Below are 19,750 nucleotides of genomic sequence, written 5' to 3'. Positions count from 1 at the left end.
AATTGGCCCTCTCGACGCCAGGTCTGGCACGCTCAACACCACCATGCTTGCTTCCCCTCATACCTGGCTGAAGGCGTCTCAAGTCATTGGCCAGGATGTTCATCGCCTCGTGCAGGGTGGCGTGTTCCTCACCCAGGTGTTGGTCGAACGCTTGGTTGCCGACGACGCTGATGGCGCCACCCAGACATTCGACTTCTCCTACCGCGGGGCGGCTTACCAGATCGACCTCTCAGCCCGAGACGCCAGAGCGCTAAACAAGCTGCTCTCCCCCGTACTCGCAGCCGCCCGTCCAAGGGGCAAGCCGCCCCTTCCGCGCAGCACAGTCACAAAGACACCGGGTGTCGTTCCGACAGCCAAGACAGTCCGCGCATGGGCCAAGACCGAGGGCATCGAAGTGTCCGACCGAGGTCGAATCGCTGCCGAGGTCAGAAAGCGGTATCAGGCGGCTCACGGCGCCTAGGTGCTGCAGGCGGCGGTGACCCGGAAGCGGATCGGCTCGCGGAGCGTGCCACAACAGGATCGGCGCCCGGCGAGCCTGTGTGGCAGGTTGCGAACGGTCCGCCCGCGAGTGGAACCCGGACGGGCCAGCCCCGACGCGGGCACGTCGCTATGTTCGCTTGACCCAGACAGGCGTCAGCGCGGTGACATGCGGCGGGCCAGACAGCAGTGGCTCCACGTCGCGCAGGTAGCCAGCGTAGGCCTCGGTCTCCAGGAAGCGCCGCGACGACTCGATGCTGTCGTACACCTGGAAGGCGCTGATCGCGTCAGGATCGTTGTCGTCGAGACAGTAGAAGTAGGCGAGGTGGCCGGGGTTGGCGTCGACGGCGGGAGCCATGTGGGCCTCCCAGATTTCGCGAACGTCGTGCCTGAGGCCGGGTCGGGTCTGGTGCCGGATGATCAATGCGAACTGCGTCATTGCGCGATGCTGTCACCAGCCACCGACACAGGTCCGGCGCCGGCGTCGGACCTGGGTCCCGGCAGCCCACGCAGACTTCGTACCCTCTGGTCGCCCCCGCAAGCCCACCCTGGACCGCAGGGTCCGCGGCTCATCGACGGCAATCACCTGATGGTCGCCTCGACGGGATCCCGGAGTTTGCTAGTGACCGATCCCGTACTGGCACATTCCGCGGACACCAGATCCCGCATGAGTGGGCACCGTCGGCGCGCCCGCTTCCTGACTGCATCAACGACGCTGCTGGAGTTTGGCAAGACCTACCGGCGGTCAGGTCGGCGATCAGGTCGCGTGACCCGGTGGGACTAGGGCACGCGACATAGCCGCTTCCTGGGTCAGGCCTGGACGACCTCTGCGCGGTAGTTCTCGATAATGTCCATGAACTCTCGCAGTTCGGGCTCTGGGACGCCGACGAAGTCCAGGGTGGCCTCGATCTCCTTGCTAACTGCGTTGAACCCGGCCTCGTCAATGGCTAGGTGTTCGTGGGCGATGTCCATGCCGTGGCCGATGTAGCACCGTGGGCCACCGGCTGCCTCGATCGACCACGACGTCACGAGCCACTTGTAGCCGGCGGCGTTGGCTGGGTTGCCGTGGTGCTGGTGGACCATGTCGTTGGCGTTGACCTTGACGTTCTGGAACAGGCGGTCGACCAGGATGTCGACAGCACCGGCGATGCCGTAGCAACCGCCGAGGCGCTCGTAGAGCGTGGCGTCGCCGGCCTTTGCCTCAGGTGCGGTCGCCGGGTCTGCCTCGGGAGCGAGTCGGCGCGTGTCGGGCAGGTGGGCCTCTGCAGGTCCTGCAGCAGCGGCTGGTGCGGGAGTGGAGGTCATGCTGTGTCTCCTTCGATGGGATCCTTCAACGACGCCGACGCAGCCATGTGGTCTGCGAGAGAACGGAGCTGCGTGCGGAGGGCCGCGAGACTCACGTCGTCGAGACCGGTGCGGCACACAACCTGCTGCTGCACCGCCGCAGCCCTCACCTCGAGACGACGGCCCGCGGAAGTCAGCCGCGCACGCACGATCCGACCGTCCCGGGGATCGCGAACGCGAGACAGGAAGCCCAACTGCTCGAGCCGCACCAGCAGCGGAGTGAGCGCATTGGCAGGCAGCTGCAGCCGATCGGCGACCTGGCGCACCGACAGTCCGTCGTCCTCCCAGAGGACCATCAGCGCCAGGTACTGCGGGTAGGTCAGCCCCAAGTCGCGCAGCAGTGGCCGGTACGTCCGCACGACGGCGTTGGAGGCGGCATAAACCGCGAAGCAGAGTTGGTCCTCGACCCGAACCGTGCTTGCCCCGCCCATCCTCACCCCCACCCGTGCCCCTCGGTGTGACGAAAGTAACTCACGGGTGAGGGATCGGCAACGATCAGCGTCCGGCCGCACCCCCACGAAATCGCGGGTATCCGCGCCGGGCCCATGTCACGTCGACGACCAGGCCCATCGTTCCGCTCAGGGACCGCGGGCCACCTTGTCGACCGGGACCGGCCCGCACGGCGGGGCTTGTAGTCGTCCACGGAGGTACGTTGCTAGTGGGGGCCTTGGCCACTGCTTAGGCGCAGTGCCGGCCGCGGGCCCTGGCCGCTCACTCCAAGGCCGCGGAGCGCGCCACTGCGATCAAGTGGCGCCTACCTCGAACCGCGGCGCAAGAGCCGAGCAGGGGCCCGTCGGCCCCGAGCGGGAAGGATTAGCGCCGATCACGTCGGTGTCCGACCGCGCGCAGCTCGGTCATCAGGCTGCACCTCTTGGCGTCCGGCCCGCCTCCAGTGCTTCACGCAACCGGATAAGACCGTCACGGATACGGGACTTAGCAGTCCCGATCGGTAGGTCCAACATGGCGGCAACCTCGGTGTGGGTGTAGCCACCGAAGTACGCCAGCTCGAGGGCCTCGCGCTGGATCGGGGTCAGCGTACGCAGTGCCCCGCGGACCCGTCGCGCCTCGAACGAGGCGTGAGCCTCGTCGGCGGTGGAGTCGTGGGGGACCGTGTGGTTCTGGTGGTGGTAATTCTCGTCGCGACGTGTGGCCGCCTCGGCGAAGCGGACCCGGTCCACCGCACGATGGTGCACGGTAGTGAGCAACCAGGAGATGGCGCTGCCCTGGTCGGGGTCGAACCTGGTCGCGGTGCGCCAGACCTCGAGGTAGCCCTCCTGGACGACCTCCTCGGCCTGGGCCGGGTTGCGGACCACCCGCAGCGCGAGCCCGAAGGCCCGCGAGGATGTGGCGTCGTAGAAGGCGCCGAAGGCCTGGTCGTCGCCGCGGGCGGCCTGCTTGAGCAGGGCTCCCAGCTCGGCGGTGGTGACCGGGCCCGGTGGAACCGGAGTCGGGAAGCCGGACGGGGAGAGCTCCATGGAGGACATGACGCCGTCCAAGGGCTCGAGGGTGCTCACCAGCCCATGGTGCCCCGTAACCAACACGGCGGCGCAGGAACGAGGCAATAGGCACCGGAACACGTCCCGGCAGGCGGCGGGTGGCGGGCGACACAGGCAGCCGGGTGGGGCCCACCCGCAGGTCGGTGGGCGCAGGCTTGGAGCCTGGATCCAAGGGCCGGTCGCTTCGGGGTCGGCCGAGCGGGCGGCGTTGACCTTGTTCCTGGGGGTGGAACACGCAGGAGTCGACGTCCTCGGTCAACCCTGGACGGACAAACGCGCACCTGAACGAACCTAGCAAACCCTCCGAGGCTGCCTTCGCCAAAATAGGGTTCCGCCCGAGGAACCCCAAGGGATCCCTCCCGGGTCAACGGCCGTGCTGGGCGCCGCGCGTTCCGGAAGACCCGTCCGGAGGACCGTCCGGGACGGGGAGGCTATGCGGGGCCAGTTCCCCCGTGCAGTGTTGCGAGCCCGAGAAGGGTGCGCGAGTGGATCGGCACGATCGACGGCGATTACCCGGGGAAGCGCCCGGACGCCGTTGCTTGACCAGCCACCACCGGCGGATCAATCGCCTAGCCAGACGCTTCAGCGAACCAAGCTTCTGTTCGCGATCTTTGCGCGCGAGTTGATCGCTTGACGACCAGTGACGAGTCCGCGAACTGCACCCGCTCGAACAGCTCATCAGCCTTCAAAACTGAGCGGCACGCATGCTACGAAGTTCGGTAGAACCACCAGCTCGGCCCGTCCCCCCAGGGGCGGGCCGAGCGTCATTTCGATGCTAATTGACGAGTAGTGACGAGGCCCCGAGGGGAGGAACGTGGCGATGCACGGCGGCGTGAAGTTCTACCGCGGCTCAGCCGCGGCCGCGCGCACCTACGTCGAGGCCGACCGGTCGCGCGTCGACGACTACTACCTCGCCGAGGGCACCGGCGTCGCCACCAGGTACGTCGCCGGGGCCGGTTCCGTCCGCGTCGCCGGCACGCTCGACGGTGACGGCTACGAGCAGTGGGTCGCCGGGTACGACGTCGAGACCGGTCGCCCGAAAGGGCGGCTGCGCACCGGCGAGCACGGGCTGCGCTTCGTCGAGGTCGTCGTCAACGGACCCAAGACGTGGTCGCTCGCGGCGTCGCTACACCCGGCCGTCGCCGACGCATACGACGCCGCCCAGGAACACGCCGCCCACGAGATCATCGGCTGGGTCGCCGAGCACGCCACGACCCGCGTCGGGCCGCGTGGCCGACAGGTGCAGGTGCCCGTCGACCAGGTCGAGGCCGCGGTCGTGCGGCACTACACCTCACGCGCCGGCGACCCACACCGTCACCTGCACCTCCAGCTCAACGCGCGCGTGCTGGCCGGTGGCCGGTGGCGCGGACTTCACTCGGTCGGCATCGTCGACTCCATCGAGGCCGTCAACGGCATCGGGCACGCCGCTGTCATGTGCGACCCCGAGCTGCGCAAGACGCTCGCCGCCCACGGCTACACGCTCGACCCCGCCACCGGCGAGGTCCGCGAGCTCGCGCCGTACGCCGGCGCGTTCAGCGCCCGCGCGGCACAGATCGGACGCAACGTCGACCGCTACGAAGCCCAGTGGCGCCGCGAGCACCCGGACCAGCAGCCGGGGCCTCAGCTGCGCCGCAGCTGGGACCGACGCGCGTGGGCCCACGCCCGACCCGACAAGGTCGTCCCTCAAAGCGGCGAGCAGCTCGCGGCGCGGTGGGTCGACGAGCTGCGCGACCTCGGGTTCGCCGCGCCGTCGAAGCCGGCCCCGTTGCACCCGGCGGCCATCGCACGGATCAACCGCGACGCCGTCACCCAGCTCGTCGTCTCCCGGCTCGGCGCCCGGCGCTCGAGCTGGAACGCCGCCGACGTCCGCGGCGAGGTCGAGCGCATCATCGCCTCCGTCGACGTCGTGACCGATCCAGCCGTACGCCGTGAGCTCGCCGAGGACCTCACCGCCCGAACCGTCGCCACCTGCCGACCGCTGCTCGACCGCGCCGACGTACCCGAGCATGTTCGTGCCTTCACGTCCCGCACCGTGCTCGACGTCGAGGCCGACCTCGTCGACCGCCTCGCCGCACGTGGCCTGAGGCCCGGGCGGGCCGCCACCGTCGGACACGTCGTCGCCGGCATCCGGCTCGACGACACCCAACGTCGGGTCGCCGCCGCGCTGGCCGGCACCGCTCGGCTCACCGTCGTCGAGGGAGCCGCCGGCGCCGGCAAGACCACCACGCTCCGCGCGACACGTGAGCTCATCGAGATGCGGCACCGCCTTGTCGTGGTCACCCCGACCCTCAAGGCCGCACAGGTCGCCGCCGACCAGCTCGCCACGCCGGCGTTCTCGGCCGCCTGGCTGGCCCACCAGCACGGGTTCCGCTGGGACGACGACGGCTTCTGGTCCCGCGACGACTCCGGGCGGTCCGCACCCGACCGACTCGCCCGCCTCATCCCGGGCGACCTGCTGCTCGTCGACGAGGCCGGCATGCTCGACCAGGACACCGCCCGAGCGCTCCTCACGATCGCCGACGAAGCCGGCGCCCGCGTCGCGTTCGTCGGCGACCGTCATCAGCTCCCTGCCGTCGGGCGCGGCGGCGTCCTCGACCACGCCAGCCGGTGGGCGGCCGAGGACGACCGGCTGACGCTCGACGCCGTACACCGGTTCGCCGACCCCGCCTACGCCGAGCTCACCCTCCAGATGCGCACCGGCCAGCGGGCCGACGAGGTCTTCAACGCGCTCCTCCAGCGCGGTGCAATCGTCATCCACCCCACCGACGTCGAACGCCTCGCTGCCGTCACCGACCTCGCCGCCGCATCACCGGGCGACCTCGTCGTCGCCGACACCCGCGAGCAGGTCGCCGACCTCAACGCAGCCGTCCGCGACCGGCGCGTCACCGCCGGCACCGTCGAGACCGGCGATCACCTCACCACCAGCTCCGGGGCCCGTATCGCCGTCGGCGACCGCGTCAGCACCCGCCGCAACGACCGCGACCTCGACGTCGCCAACCGCGACCAGTGGACCGTCACCGGCATCACGGAGCACGGCCACCTCGACATCGAGGGCCGCCGCGGCCGCCGTACCCTCCACGCGGCGTACGCCGAGGCCCACGTCGAGCTCTGCTACGCCACCACCGTCCACGGCGCCCAGGGTGAGACCGTCGACCGGGCACACTTCCTCCTCAGCGAGACCACCGGCGCCGCCTCTGCCTACGTCGCCATGACCCGCGGCCGCCACCACAACACCGCCCACCTCGTCGCCGAGTCCGTCAACGACGCCCGCGCCCAGTGGGTCGACACATTCGGCCGAGACCGAGCCGACCTCGGACCCGCTCACGCCCGGGAGGCCGCACTCGAGGCGATCGACCGTTACGGACCGCGTGTCATGCCGTCCGAGCGCACCGACCGCCCGGACCGGCCCCGCCGTCTGGTCGAGGTCCCGTTCACCCCGTCGAGCCGGCCCTCACGCGGCCCTGGCAGATGACGACCACTACCGAACGGTGACGAACTGCCGCGCGGGTGATCGCCGAACACCTCACCGCCGTCCTAGGTGACCAACCGAACCCGAAGAAGTCCGTCGTCAGTGATCGCCAAGAGCCCCTCACCGCCTTACGTCAGGTGAGAGCCCCCACGCGCCGACCAGGAGAGGACACTCATGACCCCCACCCAGCGAGACGGCGGGAGCCCGACCGACGAGCCTGGAGCAACACTCGCGCAGAGCGCCGCCGATGCTGACAACGCCGTCATCCGTCTCGTCCACCAGCTGGCCAGCAACCCCGCCGCGACGCCGGCCGACGTGGACGTCGTTCTGGCCCACCTCGCGAATACGGTGGCCACGCTGCCTCAGGTGACTCAACGGCTCGCCCTCGTGCTCGACCGGTCACAGTCCATCTGGGAGCTGTCGATGGACGGAATGACGTCCACCACCGACCCAGACGTCGCCGTTGCCACCGCACGGGCGCACCTCGACGCGCTCGACCAGCCCCTGCGAGAGGCCTACCGGCACCTCAATGCCGCGCGCAACGAGGCCGCGCACATCCGCGCCAACCCACCCGAGGACTACGACCAGCCGACCACCCGATCGCGACCGCGCCCCGAGGAGCGCGACGCCCCGCACTCGCCGGCGCCGGGGCCTCGTGGCCCGTACCGCTGACCCATCAGAACCACCCCACCCACCAAGGAAACCACCGTGAACCCGATCCACATCCCCGACGACTGGCACGAGAACGCTCTTCTCACCTTCGAGGAGTTCTGCGACCTCATCCACACCCCGCAACGCACCGTCCGCGACTGGCGCCAGCGCGGCATCGGACCCCGCTGGGCACGGTTCAACGGCTGCGGAAGGCTCTACGTCACCGTCGCCGAAGCCCGCCGATTCCTTCGCGCCGCCATGACCGCCGAACACCCCTCTGGGCGCACCGAGACCGACCGAACGGAAGCGACATGACCGAACATGTCATTGCGGAGGAGGCAGGACACCGCACCCTGCTGACCCCCGCCCAGCTCGCCGACCGCTGGGGCGTCACCACCGGTCACCTTGCCAACCTCCGCCACCACGGCGAAGGCATCGGTTATCTCAAGATTGGCAGCCGCGTCGCCTACAGGTTCACCGATGTCGTCGCCTACGAGAATGACCACTACGTCTCTCCCTGCTGACTCCTCCACAGGCATCGAGGAGGGACGGGGCGCCTGTCGGTGCGTCGACGCACACTTGCGACCTGGGAACGCCACAGAACACGGAGGCATCGATGGTCCGGCGGGCACTCGGCCTGGGTGAGCACGGGGAGATCGAGACGACCCCTCAGGTCCTCCATGCCGGGCGCTGGGTCACCGCACCGAACCCGCGCCGGGCCGACCGTCACCGTGCTCGTGTCTACTTCCGAGGCTGGGACGGGGTACGCCGCGAGGTCTCGGCGGTCGCCCGGACCAAGCACGCGGCGATCAAGGGCTGCGAAGTCCGGCTGGTCGAGCGACTGCGGCAACCAGGGGCAAGCGGTCAGACGATCAGCAGGACCACCCCGTTCGTCAACGCCGGCCGGGTCTGGCTGGCCCAGGCGGCGCGCGCGGACTCCGGCCTGGCGCCACGCTCGATCGCTGACTACACCAGCAGCTTCGACCGGCATGTGGACGCCGACAGTTCCTCGATGCGCGGTCTCACTCTCGAGCAAGCCAACGACCCCCAGCGGCTCCGCATCTTCCTGCAGACCCTGGCCGACCGGCGCGGCACCGGGGCATCCAAGCTCGCCCGGTCCGTGATCTCCAACATCCTCAACTTCGCCGTCGACAGCGGCGTCCTGACCAGCAACGCGATGCGTCAGGTCCGTGCGACGAAGTCGCAGAACCCGAACGTCGACCTGCGGGATCGAACCCGGGCGTTTACCCGCGAGGAACGAGACCACGTCGTTGCCTGCGGCGACGAACGGGCCCGGCAGGCGAACTTGGACCCGCGATCGGTCAGGCGACGCGAGACCACCGCCGAACTGGTGGCGTTCCTCGCAGGCACCGGCGCCCGTATCGACGAGGCGAGATCAATGCGCTGGAGCGACTATGACCCGACCACCGGGGCCTGCCGGATCCGCGGCACCAAGTCCGGCAGCTCCGACCGCGTCGTCAACCTGCCCGACTGGCTGCAGACCCGGCTCAACGCCCGTGCCTCGCGGGTCGGCGCCGACGGACTCATCTTCGCCGCACCGGCTCTCCTCGGGAACAACGAGCAACGGTGGGACCAGTCCAACAGCAACCATGCTGTCCGCGAGGTCCTCGACGCCGCCGGCTTCGGTTGGGCGGTACCGCACACCTTCCGACGCACCGTGGCCACCCTGCTGCACGAGGCCAACGTTCCGATCGTCCGGATCGCCGACCAGCTCGGGCACTCCGACCCCGCGATGACCGCACGGGTCTACCTCGGACGAGATTTCGAGGGCGACAAGTCCGACCTGGCGATCCATCTCTGACGCCGGTCCGTGACCCACTTTGCTCCCCACTTTGAGCCTGAAGTGCCTCGATCCCGGATGAAGCGTGGTGACCCTCGATAGCGGCCAATCCCGCTCACACAGCCAAGATCTGGGTACAGAACGACCTCTGATGATGTGCCGTGAGATGCGCCTTTGGGAAGCGAAAGGTCGCAGGTTCGACTCCTGCCTGGGGCACCTCCCTGGTGCACACCGTGCGCACGCTCCACCGCGTACGCCGTCCACGAGCCGCCGCTCCAGTCGCGCACCGGGGACCGCGCGGATCCCCCGGCACGTCACTCTGGGGATCGTGGCCTGGTCCAGCAGGTGTGAGTCTGAATCAGGCCACGAACGCGTCGACCACCTCGGAGCGAGTGGTGCACCACCCGGGGCAGGGTGACCGCGCACCTGCCACGCTACGGACCGAAGTCCCGACCAAAGCCACCCCTGAGGCGGGCTCGTACATCGCCGTGACCCGCTAATCGCCAGCGCCACCCACCGGCCGGACCACCGACGCCGGCACTCACGACTGCCACCCCGCCGCCTCCGGCGGTCGAGGAGCGAGCGCCAGCGAGTGTCACGAGACCAGGCACGCCGCGGGGCCGGTCAGGTCGTGATCCGGTGTCAGCAGGTGGCACCAGATCGCGAGTCGACGGAGACCACCTGCCACGACGCCGTCACACGCAGCACCCTCGACACCCACGAGCGGCTCCGGCCTGGGAGGCCAGGCGTACCGGCACTCAGCGGACGTCGACGAACGCCACCACGTCACCCGTGTCGTGGTCCTCGACCTCGACCGTGCCGGGCGTGGTGAACGTCAGCTCCTGGGTCATCTCGCCGGCCTCGAACTCGACGTACTGCTCCGGCGTCGAGTGCACGTGCAGCTCGCCCGCCCGGTCCGACTCCACGCTCACCGTGATCGAGTCGCCGACCCCCACCTCGAGCTCCGCGGCGTTGGGGCTGATGTCGTCGCCGGCGATCTCGACCGCGAGGTCGGCCTCGGGAACCGGGGTCGCCGACGTGTCTCCGCGGCCACCGCCCTCCGACGGGCTCGGGCTCGGCGTCGAGGACGCCTCCGACGACGAGCCGTCGGAGGCAGCGGGGTCCGCGGCGGAGGGCTCGTCCTGGCCGCCGCACGCGGACAGGGAGAGCAGGGCGGTGAGCGACACCGCGGCGAGGCTCAGGCGGGAGGGGTGATGCACGGGGGTACTCGATTCCGGGTCGGTCTCCCGGGTCGGCCCCCGGCAGGTCGTCCCCATCGTCCCGCGCGGCACAAGGCTGCCCGAGGCCGACCCGAGCACGACCGGGGCCGACCGACCGGCGTGGGGTGACCACGCCGACCACCCGGGCCGAGAGGATGCGGCGCATGCCCCGATTCCCCGCCGAGGACGACCTCTCCCCCGAGGAACCAGCACCCGGTCCCGGTCCCGACGACCAGGTCGCTGCGCCACCGGACCCCGACGGCCCCTAGGCCACGACCTCGAAAGTGATCCCGGCGGCCTGCAGCCGCCCGGTCAGGTTGTGCCCCATCGCCTGCGCGGTCGTCACGCAGCCGGAGACGGACGGGTTGTCGTCGAGGGCCAGGCACAGCGCCGACTCCGCGAGCATCACGGCCGTCTCGCCATAGCCGGGGTCGCCGCCGCTGACCCGCGTGTGGATGCTCCGGCCGTCGCCCTCGCCGATGAAGTCGACGGTGAACCACGACTTCTCGCGGCGGGCCTCGTCCGGCCCCTCGCCCTGCTTCATCCGGCCGAGGAGCAGGTTGCGCACGGGCTTGACCTGGGCGCCGGCGACCAGCGCCGCCAGCCCGGCAGCGCCACCGGCGGCGTACCGCAGGGTCTTGGTGCCGACGTAGTGGCTGTAGCGGAACCGCGGGCCGTACGCCTCGAGCGCCGCTCCGCTGCGCGCGACCACCTGGGGGTCGATGGTGGGCAGCGGCAGCAGCCAGTAGCCCAGCAGCTTGTCGCGGTGGGGCTTGCCGGCGACCGCGCGCGAGGAGCGCTCGGGGTCGCGGGGCTCGAGGCGGCGGCGGGCGGCGAGGGCGTCACGGGCCTGCTTGGGCCGCGAGATCGCGTCCATCGCGGAGTGGAAGGTGCCGCCGGAGGCCGTGCCGCCGGCGCGGACGACCCCGCGGACGGTGACCGGGCCGGCGGCCTTGAGCTGCTCGACGGTGTAGAGCACCCCGAGGTCGTGCGGGACGGAGTCGAAGCCGCAGGCGTGCACGATGCGGGCGCCCGAGGCCTCGGCGGTGCGGTGGTGGGCCAGGTACATCCGGTCGACGAACTCCGGCTCCCCGGTCAGGTCGACGTAGTCGGTGCCGGCCTCGGCGCAGGCGGCGACCAGCGGCTCGCCGTACTGCCGGTAGGGCCCGACGGTGGTGACCACCACCCGGGCCTGGCGGGCCAGGTCGGCCAGCGAGGCCGGGTCGCCGACGTCGGCGGGCAGCAGGTCCAGGTCGGCCAGCGCCGGGTCGATCCGGGCCAGCCGGGCGCGGACGGCCTCGAGCTTCGCCGGGTTGCGGCCGGCCAGCGCCCAGCGCAGGCCGGACGGGCCGCTGCGGGCGAGGTACTCCGCGGTCAGCCCGCCGGTGAAGCCGGTCGCCCCGACGAGGACCAGGTCGTACGCGCGCGTGCCGGATGTCCCGGAGGTGTCAGCCATGCCCGCATCGTGGCAGAGGGAACCGGCACCCGCCCACCCACGTCACACCCTCGTGCACCGTCCGCCCCGCCTCGTCGTCGTCCCCGTCGCCCTGCTCGCCCTCGCCGGCTCCTTCGCCGCCGGGACCGCCCTGGCCGACCCGGTGCCCCGGCCCGCCGCCGCCTCGGAGCAGCCGGCCGCGGACACCTCCTGCGAGGACCTGCGCGACCACTACGTCGACGCCGCCCTGCCGCTGGTGGGACCGCGCGGGTGGGTGCGCTCGTCGCGGTCGCCGCTGCTCCGTGGTCCGCTCCCGGTCGAGGAGCTCGCCGGCCTCGACGCCAGCGCCGCCCGGGCCGGCGCGACGGCGCCCGGCACCCCCGGCACGACCCGCTCGACGGCCAGCGAGACCGGCACCACCGTGCAGGAGGAGGGCGTCGACGAGCCCGACTCGGTGAAGACCGACGGCACACTGCTCGCCCGCACCGACGACGGTGAGGTGGTGCTGGCCGACGTGTCGGGCGACGCGGTCCGCGAGACCGCCCGGCTGCCGCTGTCCGGCCTCGCGCTGGACCCGGCCACCCTCGGGCGTGCCGAGCTCCTCCTCGCCGGCGACACGCTCGTGGTCCTGGCGCACGACGACAGCAGCACGCACGTCCTCTCCCTCGACGTCAGCGACCCCGCCGCTCCGGTGGTCGCCGAGCACGTCACCTACGACACCGACCTCGTCTCCGCACGGCAGCACGGCGACGTCGTCCGACTCGTCCTCGACAGCGCGCTGCCCGAGCTCGACTTCCGGGTGCCCGGCGGCAGCCTGGGTCGCGCCTCGGCGCAGGAGGCCAACGAGGAGCTGGTGCGCCAGGCCCCGGTGGAGGCCTGGCTGCCCTCGCGCAGCACGGCCGGCGGCGACCCGGAGCCGTTCCTGGACTGCGCCGACGTCGCGGTGCCGGACGACCTGCCGCTCGGCACCACGACCGTGGTCGCGACGACGGCCGCCGACCCGGCCGCCGACGGCGGCGCGGTCGCCGTCGCGGGACGGCTGCCCCTGGCCTACGAGTCCGCCGACCACCTGTTCCTGGCCACCGGCGGTCCGGCGGACGTCGCCTGGTCGGCGGTGCGCTGCCTCGACCGGTGCGGCTCGATGCTCGACGGCGCCGACCTGCCGGCCCCGTCGCTCATGACCGGCACCACCCACGTCGTCGGGTTCGCGCTCGACGGCACGACCGCCACCCCGGCCGGTGGCGCCGAGGTGGAGGGCGTCCTGGCCGACCGGTGGTCCCTCGACGAGCACGACGGCGTCCTGCGCCTGGCCCTGGAGGCCAGCGTCGAGACCGCCGACGCGACGTCCGTGGTCACCCTCGAGCTTCGGGGCGGCGCGCTGGTCGAGCTCGGACGGCTGGACGGGATCGGCCGCCAGGAGGACCTCACCTCCGTGCGGTGGTTCGACGACCTCGCGGTGCTGGTGACCTTCCGTCAGGTCGACCCCCTGCACACCGTCGACCTCAGCGACCCTGCCCGGCCGGTGGCGCTCGGCGAGCTCGAGGTCCCCGGGTTCTCCTCCTACCTCCACCCGCTCGGCTCGCAGCGGCTGGTCGGGATCGGCGAGGGCCCCCAGGGCCGCGGCGGGTGGGGCGCACAGGCCGGTCTCTTCGACGTCACCGACCTCACCGACGTGCGTCGCCTCGACGTCGTCGGGTACGGCCCGGGCAGCCGGGCCGGCGCCGCGACCGACCCGCGTCAGCTCACCTGGCTGCCACGCGAGCGCACCGTGCTGACCGTGGTCGAGCGCGGGTGGCGCTCCCCCACCGCCTGGGTCTCCACCCTCGCCCTCGGCGGCGGGCGGATGGACAGCACGACGACCAGGGTGGACCGCGGCTCCGACCTCGACCAGGTGCGGCTCGTGCCGCTGCCCGACGACCGGGTCGTGCTGGTCACCGGCGACGGTGCGCGCTTCTTCCCGCACTGACCGACCCTGCGACGACCAACCCCGCGCCCACCGTCCCGGGGTAGACCTGCGGTGATGAGCGACTTCTACACCGACGCGCAGCGCGACCTCCAACGCCGGCACGACAGCGAGCGGCTGGCCGACCGCCTCGAGGCGGCCATCGTCAGCGACGTCGTCGACCTGGACCAGCACGGCGACTTCATCGCCGGCCGTGACTTCTTCTTCCTCTCGACCGTCAACGGCCGGGGCGAGCCCACGGTGTCCTACAAGGGCGGCGACCCCGGCGTGCTGGCCGTCCTCGACGAGCACACGCTGGCCTTCCCGGACTACGACGGCAACGGCATGTTCCTCTCGCTGGGCAACGTCGCCGAGACCGCCAAGGTGGGCCTGCTCCTGATTGACCTCGAGACCCCGCACCGGTTGCGCGTGCAGGGCACCGCGACGGTGCACGACGACGACCCGCTGCAGGAGCGCTGGCCCGGGTCGCGGTCGGTGGTCCGGGTGCGCGTCGACAGCGTCTTCGTCAACTGCGCCCGCTACGTCCACCGCCACGAGCGCACCGACCGCTCGCCCTACGTCCCGGACCACGACGGCGGGGCGCCGTACCCGTCGTGGAAGCGGCTCGACGTCTTCGCCGACGTCCTCCCGGGGCCCGACCAGGGCCGGACCGAGGCCGAGGGCGGGCCGATCGACCTGTCGCAGTACGCCTCCCGGCTGGCGGCCGGCGACTCCTGACCCGTCGGCGCGCCCCGACGTACGCTGGCGGCATGTGCCGCAACATCCGCCCGCTCCACAACTTCGCCCCGCCGGCCACGGAGGACGAGGTCGACGCGGCGGCGCTGCAGTACGTGCGCAAGGTCAGCGGGGCGACCAAGCCGTCCCAGGCCAACCAGGCCGCCTTCGACCGCGCGGTGGCCGAGGTCGCGCACGCCACCCGTCACCTGCTGGACGCGCTGGTGACCACCGCTCCCCCGAAGGACCGCGAGGTGGAGGCCGAGAAGGCGCGCGCCCGGGCGGCCGTGCGCTACGCCCGATGACCGTCCGCACCCCCGGCGCGGCCACCGCGCCGACCGAGGCCCGCCGCAGCGGTGACCCCGCCGACGTGCGCCGGGCGCTCGACCTGCTCGCCGGGCGGCGGCTGGTGGTGCTCACCGGTGCGGGCCTCTCCACCGACTCGGGCATCCCGGACTACCGCGGCCCCGGCGCGCCGGCGCGGACCCCGATGACCTACCAGGAGCTCGTCTCCGGGCTGGAGGCCCAGCAACGCTACTGGGCCCGCAGCCACCTCGGTTGGGGGCGGATGCGCGGCGCCGAGCCCAACGACGGGCACCGGGCGGTGGCCGCGCTCGACCCGGACCTGCTGATCACCCAGAACGTCGACGGCCTCCACGAGCGGGCGGGGTCGCGCCGCGTGGTCGCCCTGCACGGCCGGATCTCCGAGGTGGTCTGCCTGGGCTGCCGCGAGACCACCCCCCGCGCCGCGCTGCACGCCCGGATGGACGCGCTCAACCCGGGCTGGGCGCAGGCGCAGGGCGAGGTCGAGACCCGCCCCGACGGCGACGTCGACCTCGACGACACCGCGGGCTTCGTGGTGCCGAGCTGCGCCACCTGCGGCGGCGTGCTCAAGCCGGACGTCGTCTTCTTCGGCGAGAACGTCCCGGCACCCCGGGTGCAGCGCTGCTTCGACGCCGTCGACTCCCTGGGTGACGACGGTGCGCTGCTGGTCGTCGGCTCCAGCCTGACCGTGATGAGCGGGCTGCGGTTCGTGCGCCGCGCGGCCAAGGCCGGCACCCCGGTCGTGATCGCCAACCGGGGCGTCACCCGCGGCGACGACCTGGCGACGTACGCCGTCGACGTGGGCTGCACGGAGTTCCTGACCGCGCTGGTCTGAGCGTGGGGTCCTCCGTGACCCACGTCTCGTTGGTTGCACTCGTCAACCATCTGGAATAAAGTTGCCGCTAGCAACCTTTCCACCCGATGTGAGACGAGACGACGTGACCCAGCTGGTCGACCCACCCGCTTCCGGATCCACCGCGCCCGAGGCGCCGGTGGTGGCCGCGAAGGCGATGACCCACCGCGAGGTGCTCGAGGCGCTCAGCGGCCTGCTGCTCGCGATGTTCGTGGCGATGGTGTCCAGCACCGTGGTCACCAACGCGCTGCCGCGGATCGTCGCCGACCTCGAGGGCACCCAGACCGGCTACACCTGGGTCGTCGTCGCCACGCTCCTCACGATGACCGCGACCACGCCCCTGTGGGGCAAGCTCGCGGACCTCTACGACAAGAAGATCCTGGTCCAGTCGGCCCTGGTCATCTTCACCATCGGGTCCCTGATCGCGGCGTTCGCGCCGTCCATGGAGGTCCTCATCGGCGCCCGCGCAGTCCAGGGCCTCGGCGTCGGCGGCCTGACCGCGCTGGTCCAGGTCGTCATCGCCTCGATGGTCAGCCCCCGTGAGCGCGGCCGCTACTCCGGCTACATCGGCGCCGTCTTCGCGCTGGCCACCGTCTCCGGCCCGCTCATCGGCGGCGTCATCGTCGACAGCCCCCTGGGCTGGCGCGGCTGCTTCTTCGTCCCGATCCCGATCGCGGCCCTGGCGCTCGTCGTCCTCCAGCGCCGCCTGCACCTGCCCCGGATCACCCGCCAGGTCTCCATCGACTGGCTCGGCGCGCTGCTCATCGTCGGCGGCGTCAGCATCCTGCTGGTCTGGGTCTCGCTGGCCGGCCAGCAGTACGACTGGGTCTCGCCCGTCAGCGGCCTGCTCGTCGCCGTCGGGGTGCTCGTCATCGCCGGCGCGATCTACGTCGAGGGCTGCGTCGCCACCGAGCCCGTCATCCCGCTGCGCCTCTTCCGCGACCGCACCACGGTCCTGGCCACGATCGCCTCGGCCATGATCGGCGTCGCGATGTTCGGCTCCACCGTCTACCTCTCCCAGTACTTCCAGCTGGCCCGCGGGATGAGCCCGACCGAGGCCGGCCTGATGTCCATCGCCATGGTCGGCGGCCTGCTGGTCACCAGCATCGTCACCGGCCGCGTCATCTCCGCCACCGGCTTCTGGAAGCGCTACCTGGTCGCCGGCGCCCTGCTGACCACGGTCGGCTTCGCCCTGCTCGGCACCATCGACGACACCACCTCGCTGTGGGTGATCGGCGGCTTCATGGCGCTGATCGGCCTCGGCATCGGCGCGACCATGCAGAACCTCGTCCTGGCGGTGCAGAACAACACCGCCCAGGCCGACATGGGCGCGGCCAGCGCCACCGTCGCGTTCTTCCGCTCCATGGGCGGCGCGGTCGGCGTCTCCGCGCTCGGCGCGCTGCTCAACCACCAGGTCAGCGACAAGCTGAGCGAGGGCCTGGCCCGGCTCGGCATCGACGCCTCCGGCCAGGGCGACGGCTCGATCCCGGACATCACCACGCTGCCGGCGCCGGTCCGCGACCTCTACCAGCAGGCCTTCGGCGAGGCCACCGGCCACCTGTTCCTGGTCGCCGTGCCGTTCGCCGCGATCGCGCTGCTGTGCATCCTGGCGATCAAGGAGGTGCCGCTGCGCACCACCGTGGACCGTGACGACGAGCCGGTCGCGACCCCGGTCACCGCCCGGGCCGAGGCGGCCGAGGTCGCCGGGTCCGTCGAGGACACCGGGTCCGTCGAGGACGCGCGCCCCGCCCACGCCGCGCGCTACGTCCCCGAGGAGGCCGGCGCGCGCCGCGCCGCCCCGGTGGGCCACCACCGCTCCTCCACCGGGGAGGATGACCCGCGATGAGCACCCGGACCTCCGACCGCACCGACCGGACCACCGCCACCCGGACGCTGGAGCGCGAGCTCTCCACGCTGATCCGGCGTCTCAAGCGGGTCGTGGCCGAGCGGGCCAGCGAGGTGCACCCGGACCTGCAGCCGGCGGCGTACTGGATCCTCACCCACCTCGAGCACCACGGCTCCCAGCGGGCCGCCACGGTGGCCGACCACCTCGAGCTCGACAAGGGCGCGGTCAGCCGCCACGTCCAGCACCTGCTCGACCTCGGGCTGCTGGACCGCAGCCCCGACCCCGACGACGGCCGGGCCACGCTGCTCTCGCTCAGCGAGGACGGCGCCCGACGCCTGTCGGCCGTCGACGAGCACCGTCGCCAGTGGTTCGACGAGGTCCTCGGCTCCTGGGACGACGACGAGCTGGCCGGGTTCGCGGGCGACCTCAGCCGCTACAACCGGACCCTGGAGCAGGCACGCGCCGTCCGCGACGCGGCGCGACCCTGACCCGGGCCTGACCCCGGTCCCGGTCAGACCCGCAGCCAGGCCGTCGTCGCCGGCGGCAGCACCCCGTCGAGCGGGCCGCTGGAGACCAGCACCTCGCCCGCGGGCAGGTCGACCGCGGTGTCCCCGCAGTTGAGGACCACGAGCAGGTCCCCGCGTCGTACGCGCAGCACGTCGCCGTCGGCACCGGCCTCGACGGCGTCCGGCAGGTCGCGCGCGTGCTCGCGGCGCGCAGCCAGCGCCGCCTGGTAGAAGGTCAGCGTCGACCCGGGGTCGCCCAGCTGCGCCTCGACGGTCAGACCGGCCCAGTCGTCCGGCTGCGGCAGCCAGGGCTGACCGTCGGCCGGTCCGAAGCCGTACGGCGGGGCCGCCCCCGACCACGGCACCGGCACCCGGCACCCGTCCCGACCGACCTCGCCGGTGCGGAACCAGGACGGGTCCTGGCGGTGCTCCGGGGCCACGTCGACCTGCTCCAGGCCGAGCTCCTCGCCCTGGTAGACGTAGGCCGAGCCCGGCAGCGCGAGCATCGCCAGCGTCGCGGCGCGGGCCCGGTCCAGGCCGAGGGCGCCCCCGCCGTACCGCGTGACGTGGCGGACCACGTCGTGGTTGCTGAGCACCCACGTCGGCAGCGCGCCGACGCGACCGACGGCGTCCATCGAGCCGGTGACGACCTCGGCGAAGGCGGAGGCGTCCCAGGGCGCGAGCAGGAAGGCGAAGTTGAAGGCCTGGCTCATCTCGTCGGGCCGCACGAAGTCGGCCATCGAGTCCGGCGTCTGGGTCCACGCCTCGGCCACCGTCATCCGGTCGCCGTCGTAGTCCGCGAGCACCTCGTGCCAGCGGCGGTAGACGTCGTGCACCTCGGGCTGGTCCCACATCGGCTCGTCGCGCAGCGTGCGCTCGACCATCGACGCCGTGGCGGCGGAGTTCACGGACTCGCTGTCGGGCACCTCGCCCTCGGCGAGCACCTGGTCGCGCAGGGACTCCTCCTTGACCAGGCCGTGCGCCACGTCGACGCGGAACCCGTCCACGCCGCGGTCGAGCCAGAACCGGAGCACCTCGACGAACATGTCGCCGACCTCGGGGTTGCGCCAGTCGAGGTCGGGCTGGGTGGAGTCGAAGAGGTGGAGGTACCACTGGCCCGGGGTGCCGTCGGCCTCCTCGACGCGGGTCCAGGCGGCGCCGCCGAAGACCGACGCCCAGTTGTTCGGCGGCTCGTCGCCACCCGGCCCACGGCCTTCGCGGAAGAGGTAGCGGGCGCGCTCGGGGCTGCCGGGACCCGCGGCCAGCGCCGCCTGGAACCACCGGTGCTCGTCCGAGGTGTGGTTGGGGACCAGGTCGACGATCATCTTGAGACCCAGCTCGTGGGCGCGCGCGAGCATCGCGTCGGCGTCCGCGAGCTCCCCGAACAGCGGGTCGACGTCGTGGTAGTCGGCGACGTCGTAGCCGTGGTCGTGCTGCGGGGAGCGGTAGAACGGCGAGAGCCAGACCGCGTCCACCCCGAGGTCGCGCAGGTAGGGCAGCCGGTCGGTGATGCCGACCAGGTCGCCCACGCCGTCCCCGTCACCGTCGGCGAAGCTGCGCGGGTAGACCTGGTAGACCACGGCGTGCTCCCACCAGCGGCCCGTCGTCGCAGCGATTGGATCGTTCAAAGGGCTCATGACCGCAGCCTACC

At 72.0% G+C, this 19,750-nt stretch carries 19 protein-coding genes; 12 read left to right on the top strand and 7 right to left on the bottom strand.

The genetic code is table 11. From position 1 onward, the window contains the following. The first annotated feature begins 43 nt into the window (after positions 1–43). Positions 44–460, top strand: coding sequence for a histone-like nucleoid-structuring protein Lsr2 (locus GV155_RS21155; protein WP_160009647.1), 417 nt, complete (start codon positions 44–46; stop codon positions 458–460). A 147-nt stretch (positions 461–607) separates the two neighbouring features. On the opposite strand, the gene GV155_RS16245 is transcribed toward GV155_RS21155, so the two are convergent. From GV155_RS16245 to sigK, 4 genes are all read right to left on the bottom strand, one after another. Beyond that, a complete protein-coding gene (locus tag GV155_RS16245; protein ID WP_160009645.1) occupies positions 608–916 on the bottom strand; it encodes a putative quinol monooxygenase in 309 nt (102 codons plus the stop codon). Positions 917–1,287: 371 nt separating this feature from the next. After that, positions 1,288–1,782 carry a group I truncated hemoglobin gene (locus GV155_RS16240; RefSeq protein ID WP_160009643.1) on the bottom strand — a complete coding sequence of 165 codons (495 nt, stop codon included), beginning with the start codon at positions 1,780–1,782 and terminating at the stop codon, positions 1,288–1,290. Beyond that, positions 1,779–2,252: a MarR family winged helix-turn-helix transcriptional regulator gene (locus tag GV155_RS16235; protein ID WP_160009641.1), complete on the bottom strand. Its 474-nt coding sequence runs from the start codon at positions 2,250–2,252 to the stop codon at positions 1,779–1,781. Before GV155_RS16235 ends, GV155_RS16240 begins: the two co-directional genes overlap by 4 nt. 426 nt (positions 2,253–2,678) lie before the next feature. Continuing rightward, complete coding sequence (sigK, locus tag GV155_RS16230) at positions 2,679–3,335, bottom strand: ECF RNA polymerase sigma factor SigK (RefSeq protein WP_236554371.1); 657 nt, start codon at positions 3,333–3,335, stop codon at positions 2,679–2,681. A gap of 802 nt (positions 3,336–4,137) precedes the next feature. On the opposite strand from sigK, the gene mobF reads away from it, so the two are divergent. The 5 genes from mobF to GV155_RS16205 all read left to right on the top strand — a co-directional run bounded on the left by mobF (position 4,138) and on the right by GV155_RS16205 (position 9,259). Next, positions 4,138–6,789 (top strand): MobF family relaxase, encoded by a 2,652-nt coding sequence (gene mobF, locus GV155_RS16225; protein ID WP_160011486.1) that lies wholly within the window; start codon positions 4,138–4,140, stop codon positions 6,787–6,789. Between the two features lie 171 nt (positions 6,790–6,960). Continuing rightward, positions 6,961–7,458 (top strand): hypothetical protein, encoded by a 498-nt coding sequence (locus GV155_RS16220; protein ID WP_160009639.1) that lies wholly within the window; start codon positions 6,961–6,963, stop codon positions 7,456–7,458. A 36-nt stretch (positions 7,459–7,494) separates the two neighbouring features. Then, positions 7,495–7,752 carry a DNA-binding protein gene (locus GV155_RS16215; protein WP_160009637.1) on the top strand — a complete coding sequence of 86 codons (258 nt, stop codon included), beginning with the start codon at positions 7,495–7,497 and terminating at the stop codon, positions 7,750–7,752. Further along, positions 7,749–7,961 carry a DNA-binding protein gene (locus tag GV155_RS16210; protein WP_160009635.1) on the top strand — a complete coding sequence of 71 codons (213 nt, stop codon included), beginning with the start codon at positions 7,749–7,751 and terminating at the stop codon, positions 7,959–7,961. Before GV155_RS16215 ends, GV155_RS16210 begins: the two co-directional genes overlap by 4 nt. 92 nt (positions 7,962–8,053) lie before the next feature. Then, a complete protein-coding gene (locus tag GV155_RS16205) occupies positions 8,054–9,259 on the top strand; it encodes a tyrosine-type recombinase/integrase (protein ID WP_160009633.1) in 1,206 nt (401 codons plus the stop codon). Between the two features lie 737 nt (positions 9,260–9,996). On the opposite strand, the gene GV155_RS16200 is transcribed toward GV155_RS16205, so the two are convergent. Both GV155_RS16200 and GV155_RS16195 read right to left on the bottom strand, forming a co-directional pair. Further along, positions 9,997–10,458: a hypothetical protein gene (locus GV155_RS16200; protein ID WP_160009631.1), complete on the bottom strand. Its 462-nt coding sequence runs from the start codon at positions 10,456–10,458 to the stop codon at positions 9,997–9,999. A gap of 265 nt (positions 10,459–10,723) precedes the next feature. Continuing rightward, the gene (locus GV155_RS16195; RefSeq protein WP_160009629.1) at positions 10,724–11,914 is read right to left on the bottom strand and encodes a saccharopine dehydrogenase family protein; all 1,191 of its coding nucleotides are present in this window, start codon (positions 11,912–11,914) and stop codon (positions 10,724–10,726) included. 52 nt (positions 11,915–11,966) lie between these two features. Between GV155_RS16195 and GV155_RS16190 the strand changes: the two genes are divergently transcribed. From GV155_RS16190 to GV155_RS16165, 6 genes are all read left to right on the top strand, one after another. Then, entirely contained in the window at positions 11,967–13,859 is a 1,893-nt protein-coding gene (locus GV155_RS16190) for a beta-propeller domain-containing protein (protein ID WP_160009627.1), read from the top strand. A gap of 54 nt (positions 13,860–13,913) precedes the next feature. Continuing rightward, positions 13,914–14,573 carry a pyridoxamine 5'-phosphate oxidase family protein gene (locus GV155_RS16185; protein ID WP_160009625.1) on the top strand — a complete coding sequence of 220 codons (660 nt, stop codon included), beginning with the start codon at positions 13,914–13,916 and terminating at the stop codon, positions 14,571–14,573. A gap of 32 nt (positions 14,574–14,605) precedes the next feature. Further along, a complete protein-coding gene (locus tag GV155_RS16180; RefSeq protein ID WP_160009623.1) occupies positions 14,606–14,875 on the top strand; it encodes a DUF2277 domain-containing protein in 270 nt (89 codons plus the stop codon). Beyond that, entirely contained in the window at positions 14,872–15,729 is an 858-nt protein-coding gene (locus GV155_RS16175; RefSeq protein ID WP_160009621.1) for a Sir2 family NAD-dependent protein deacetylase, read from the top strand. Before GV155_RS16180 ends, GV155_RS16175 begins: the two co-directional genes overlap by 4 nt. 103 nt (positions 15,730–15,832) lie before the next feature. After that, on the top strand, positions 15,833–17,593 hold the full coding sequence (locus GV155_RS16170; protein ID WP_328820812.1) for an MDR family MFS transporter: 1,761 nt from the start codon (positions 15,833–15,835) through the stop codon (positions 17,591–17,593). Then, complete coding sequence (locus GV155_RS16165) at positions 17,590–18,081, top strand: MarR family winged helix-turn-helix transcriptional regulator (RefSeq protein WP_160009619.1); 492 nt, start codon at positions 17,590–17,592, stop codon at positions 18,079–18,081. Before GV155_RS16170 ends, GV155_RS16165 begins: the two co-directional genes overlap by 4 nt. Positions 18,082–18,104: 23 nt before the next feature. Here the strand turns inward: GV155_RS16165 and GV155_RS16160 are convergent, their stop codons facing one another. Next, positions 18,105–19,736, bottom strand: a complete 1,632-nt coding sequence (locus GV155_RS16160) for a glycoside hydrolase family 13 protein (protein ID WP_160009617.1) — start codon at positions 19,734–19,736, stop codon at positions 18,105–18,107. Between the last annotated feature and the right edge of the window lie 14 nt (positions 19,737–19,750).

It is taken from the genome of Nocardioides sp. AX2bis (assembly GCF_902506435.1).
In the GTDB taxonomy this organism is placed as follows: Bacteria; Actinomycetota; Actinomycetes; order Propionibacteriales; family Nocardioidaceae; genus Nocardioides.
The sequence above is the reverse complement of the archived record's forward strand: the minus strand, read 5'-3'. Positions and strand labels throughout refer to the sequence as shown.

Coding starts and splice junctions, on each gene's coding strand:
- GV155_RS21155 (WP_160009647.1), top strand. CDS start 44: ATGCTTGCTTCCCCTCATACCTGGCTGAAGGCGTCTCAAGTCATTGGC.
- GV155_RS16245 (WP_160009645.1), bottom strand. CDS start 916: ATGACGCAGTTCGCATTGATCATCCGGCACCAGACCCGACCCGGCCTC.
- GV155_RS16240 (WP_160009643.1), bottom strand. CDS start 1,782: ATGACCTCCACTCCCGCACCAGCCGCTGCTGCAGGACCTGCAGAGGCC.
- GV155_RS16235 (WP_160009641.1), bottom strand. CDS start 2,252: ATGGGCGGGGCAAGCACGGTTCGGGTCGAGGACCAACTCTGCTTCGCG.
- mobF (WP_160011486.1), top strand. CDS start 4,138: ATGCACGGCGGCGTGAAGTTCTACCGCGGCTCAGCCGCGGCCGCGCGC.
- GV155_RS16220 (WP_160009639.1), top strand. CDS start 6,961: ATGACCCCCACCCAGCGAGACGGCGGGAGCCCGACCGACGAGCCTGGA.
- GV155_RS16210 (WP_160009635.1), top strand. CDS start 7,749: ATGACCGAACATGTCATTGCGGAGGAGGCAGGACACCGCACCCTGCTG.
- GV155_RS16205 (WP_160009633.1), top strand. CDS start 8,054: ATGGTCCGGCGGGCACTCGGCCTGGGTGAGCACGGGGAGATCGAGACG.
- GV155_RS16195 (WP_160009629.1), bottom strand. CDS start 11,914: ATGGCTGACACCTCCGGGACATCCGGCACGCGCGCGTACGACCTGGTC.
- GV155_RS16185 (WP_160009625.1), top strand. CDS start 13,914: ATGAGCGACTTCTACACCGACGCGCAGCGCGACCTCCAACGCCGGCAC.
- GV155_RS16180 (WP_160009623.1), top strand. CDS start 14,606: ATGTGCCGCAACATCCGCCCGCTCCACAACTTCGCCCCGCCGGCCACG.
- GV155_RS16175 (WP_160009621.1), top strand. CDS start 14,872: ATGACCGTCCGCACCCCCGGCGCGGCCACCGCGCCGACCGAGGCCCGC.
- GV155_RS16165 (WP_160009619.1), top strand. CDS start 17,590: ATGAGCACCCGGACCTCCGACCGCACCGACCGGACCACCGCCACCCGG.
- GV155_RS16160 (WP_160009617.1), bottom strand. CDS start 19,736: ATGAGCCCTTTGAACGATCCAATCGCTGCGACGACGGGCCGCTGGTGG.